We start from the raw sequence: 3,408 nt of genomic DNA, 5'->3' as shown, positions 1-3,408 counted from the left end.
AGGGCGCGGGTTGCCGTCCCCGCCGATCTCGGGGGCATGGTCGACGGACTGCTTTCCAGATCCGCTCTGGGTATGCTGGGTCTTGCTCGCAAGGCCGGAGCGGTCGTTCTTGGCGCCGCCAAGGTGGAGGCTGCCGTGCGCGACGGGCAGGCGCTCTTCGTGCTGCACGCTACCGAAGCCTCGGACGATGGCGTCCGCAAGATCAGTCAGGCGCGGCGGGCAACCGTCCATCTCGGCGGCCCGGCTATCCCTGCCTACAAACTTTTACCCGAAGCCGAGTTGAGCTTGGCATTGGGGGGTACAAATGTGATACATGCTGCCGTCCTCGCGCAGGACGCGGGTAAGGCGGTTCAGAAGCGCATGGTTGCGCTCGACCGGTATCGGGGCGGAACCCCGGACGATTTGGCAATGCTTGCGGCCGTTGCTGACGAAGATGATGCCGCAGAGGATATGGAATGAACGATACGAAATCGGGCGACGACAAGACGTTGAGCGTTACGCCGAAGAAGACCTTGACGCTGAAGCGCCCCGGCCTCGAGCAGGGCACCGTGCGCCAGAATTTCTCGCATGGCCGTACCAAGTCGGTCGTGGTCGAGACCAAGAAGCGCAAGTTCTCGCTGCACGGCGACAAGCCGGAGCCGGTGGCGCCGTCGGTCTTCACGCCGAAGCCCGCAGCCGCGGCACCTGCCCCTGCCGTGCAGGAAGCGCCGAAGGCGCCGCCCCCGCAGCCGGAACGCTCCGGCATGGTGCTGAACGAATTGTCGCGCGGCGAGATGGAAGCCCGTCGCAGGGCGCTCGAAGGCTCCAAGGCGCGTGAGGTCGAGGACCGCCAGCGCGCCCAGGAAGAGGCCAAGCGCCGCGCCGAGGAAGAAGAGCGCCGCAAGCGCGAGCGCGAGGAATCCGCGCGTCGTCAGGCCGAGGAAGAGGCTCGCCTCCAGGCCGAGGCCGAGTCGCGTCGCCGTGCCGAGGAAGAGGCCCGCCGCCGCGCGCCGGTGGCCGCGGATAGTGCCGCGGCCGATGAAGACGAGGAAGTCAAGCCGAGGCGTACCGGCGCTGGTGCTGGTGCCGGTGCGCCGGCCCGCCGTCTCGCCACGCCCGAAGTGGCGCGTCCGGCCAAACCCACCAAGGGTGAGGAAGACCGCCGCCGCGGCAAGCTGACGCTGAATTCCGCGCTTTCCGACGAGGACGCGCGCGGCCGTTCGCTGTCCTCGATGCGCCGCCGCCAGGAGAAGTTCAAACGCGCGTTGCACAACGAGCCGCGCGAGAAAGTCATGCGCGAAGTGATCCTGCCCGAAACCATCACCATCCAGGAACTGGCGCAGCGCATGTCCGAGCGCGCCGTGGACGTGGTCAAGTTCTTCATGAAGCAGGGCCAGATCCTGAAGCCGGGCGACGTCATCGACGCCGACACGGCCGAACTGGTCGCTTCGGAATTCGGCCACACGGTCCGTCGCGTTGCCGAGTCCGACATCGAGGAAGGCCTGTTCAACATCGCCGACCGTCCGGAAGACCTGGTGTCGCGTCCGCCTGTCGTGACGATCATGGGCCATGTCGACCACGGCAAGACCTCGCTGCTCGACGCCATCCGCAATGCCAATGTCGTCTCCGGCGAGGCTGGCGGCATCACCCAGCATATCGGCGCCTACCAGGTCGAGAAGAACGGTCAGAAGATCACCTTCATCGACACGCCCGGCCACGCCGCCTTCACGGCCATGCGCGCCCGCGGCGCCCAGGTCACCGACATTGCCGTGCTGGTGGTTGCGGCCGACGACAGCGTGATGCCGCAGACGATCGAATCGATCAGCCACGCCAAGGCGGCCGGCGTGCCGATCATCGTGGCGATCAACAAGATCGACAAGCGCGACGCCGACCCGCAGAAGGTGCGCGCGGAACTCCTGCGCCATGAAGTGTTCGTCGAATCGATGGGCGGCGAGGTGCTGGACGTCGAAGTGTCGGCGATCAAGGGCACCAACATCGACAAGCTGCTCGAGGCGATCCTGCTGCAGGCCGAGATTCTCGACCTCAAGGCCAACCCCGACCGTACCGCCGAAGGCGCGGTCATCGAGGCCAAGCTCGACAAGGGCCGTGGTCCCGTCGCTACCGTTCTGGTGCAGACCGGCACGCTGATGCCGGGCGACATCATTGTCGCCGGCAACGAGTGGGGCCGTGTCCGCGCGTTGGTCAACGATCGCGGCGAGCACGTGCCGGAAGCGCCGCCGGCAATGCCGGTCGAGGTGCTCGGCCTCCAGGGCACGCCGCAGGCGGGCGACCGCTTCGCCGTCGTCAACAACGAGGCGCGCGCGCGTGAAATCACCGAGTACCGCCAGCGCCTGGCGCGCGAAAAGGCGGTGGCCAAGCATGCCGGCCAGCGCGGCTCGCTCGAGCAGATGATGTCGCAGTTGCAGACGAGCGGGCTCAAGGAATTCCCGCTGGTCATCAAGGGCGACGTGCAGGGTTCGATCGAGGCGATCAATGCCGCGCTCGAAAAGCTCGGCAACGACGAGGTGCGGGCGCGCATCGTGCACGCCGGCGCTGGCGGCATCACCGAAAGCGACGTCTCGCTCGCCGAGACTTCGGGTGCGGCGATCATCGGCTTCAATGTCCGCGCCAATGCTCAGGCGCGTGCCGCAGCGGCCGCCGCGGGCATCGAGATCCGCTACTACTCGATCATCTACAACCTCGTCGATGACGTGAAGGCGGCGCTTTCCGGCATGCTCTCGCCGGAGCGGCGCGAGACCTTCATCGGCAATGCCGAGATCCTCGAGATCTTCGACATCTCGAAGATCGGCAAGATCGCCGGCTGCCGCGTCACCGAAGGCAAGGTCGAGCGTGGCGCGGGTGTCCGCCTGATCCGCGACAATGTCGTCGTCCATGAAGGCACGCTGAAGACGCTCAAGCGCTTCAAGGACGAGGTTTCGGAAGTGCCGGTCGGCCAGGAATGCGGCATGGCCTTCCAGAACTACGAGGACATGCGCGTCGGCGACGTCATCGAGTGCTTCCGCATCGAGATGGTGACCCGGACGCTCTAAATTCGGATATATTTGTCGAGATGACCGGCGGCGGCCGAAAGGCTGCCGCCCAAAGCCTTATATTTCATAGTTGAGACATGTGGCGCGGTCCCATCCCGCGCTTCACGATTTCAGGACTGAAGAAAATGCCCCGTTCTACAACATCAGGCCCTTCCCAGCGCATGCTGCGCGTCGGCGAGCAGGTGCGCCATGCGCTGTCCGAAACCCTGCAGCGCGGCGAGATCATCGATCCGGTGGTCGAGAACGCCGTCGTCTCGGTCTCCGAGGTGCGCATGTCTCCGGACCTCAAGATCGCCACCGCTTTCGTCTCGCCGCTTGGCGCCGGCGACGCCGGTGCCAAGCGGCGAGACGAAAGCGGTGGCGATCTTGAGGTCCGGAG

Annotated in this window: 3 protein-coding genes; all 3 read left to right on the top strand. The window is 66.0% G+C overall.

Features of this window, described 5'->3' with window-relative positions:
* On the top strand, positions 1 to 459 hold a 459-nt coding region (locus EOA29_RS29570), incomplete at its 5' end, for a DNA-binding protein (protein WP_127221986.1).
* Positions 456 to 3,029 (top strand): translation initiation factor IF-2, encoded by a 2,574-nt coding sequence (gene infB / locus EOA29_RS29565; RefSeq protein WP_126090353.1) that lies wholly within the window; start codon positions 456 to 458, stop codon positions 3,027 to 3,029. The genes EOA29_RS29570 and infB, both read left to right, overlap by 4 nt.
* A 125-nt stretch (positions 3,030 to 3,154) precedes the next feature.
* Positions 3,155 to 3,408 (top strand): ribosome-binding factor A (locus EOA29_RS29560; protein WP_189479021.1); only part of this gene is annotated, 254 nt, incomplete at its 3' end.

This window comes from Mesorhizobium sp. M1E.F.Ca.ET.063.01.1.1 (assembly GCF_003998155.1).
Taxonomy (GTDB): Bacteria; Pseudomonadota; Alphaproteobacteria; order Rhizobiales; family Rhizobiaceae; genus Mesorhizobium.
This window is presented reverse-complemented; position numbering and strand designations above follow the sequence as displayed.

Coding starts and splice junctions, on each gene's coding strand:
- infB (WP_126090353.1), top strand. CDS start 456: ATGAACGATACGAAATCGGGCGACGACAAGACGTTGAGCGTTACGCCG.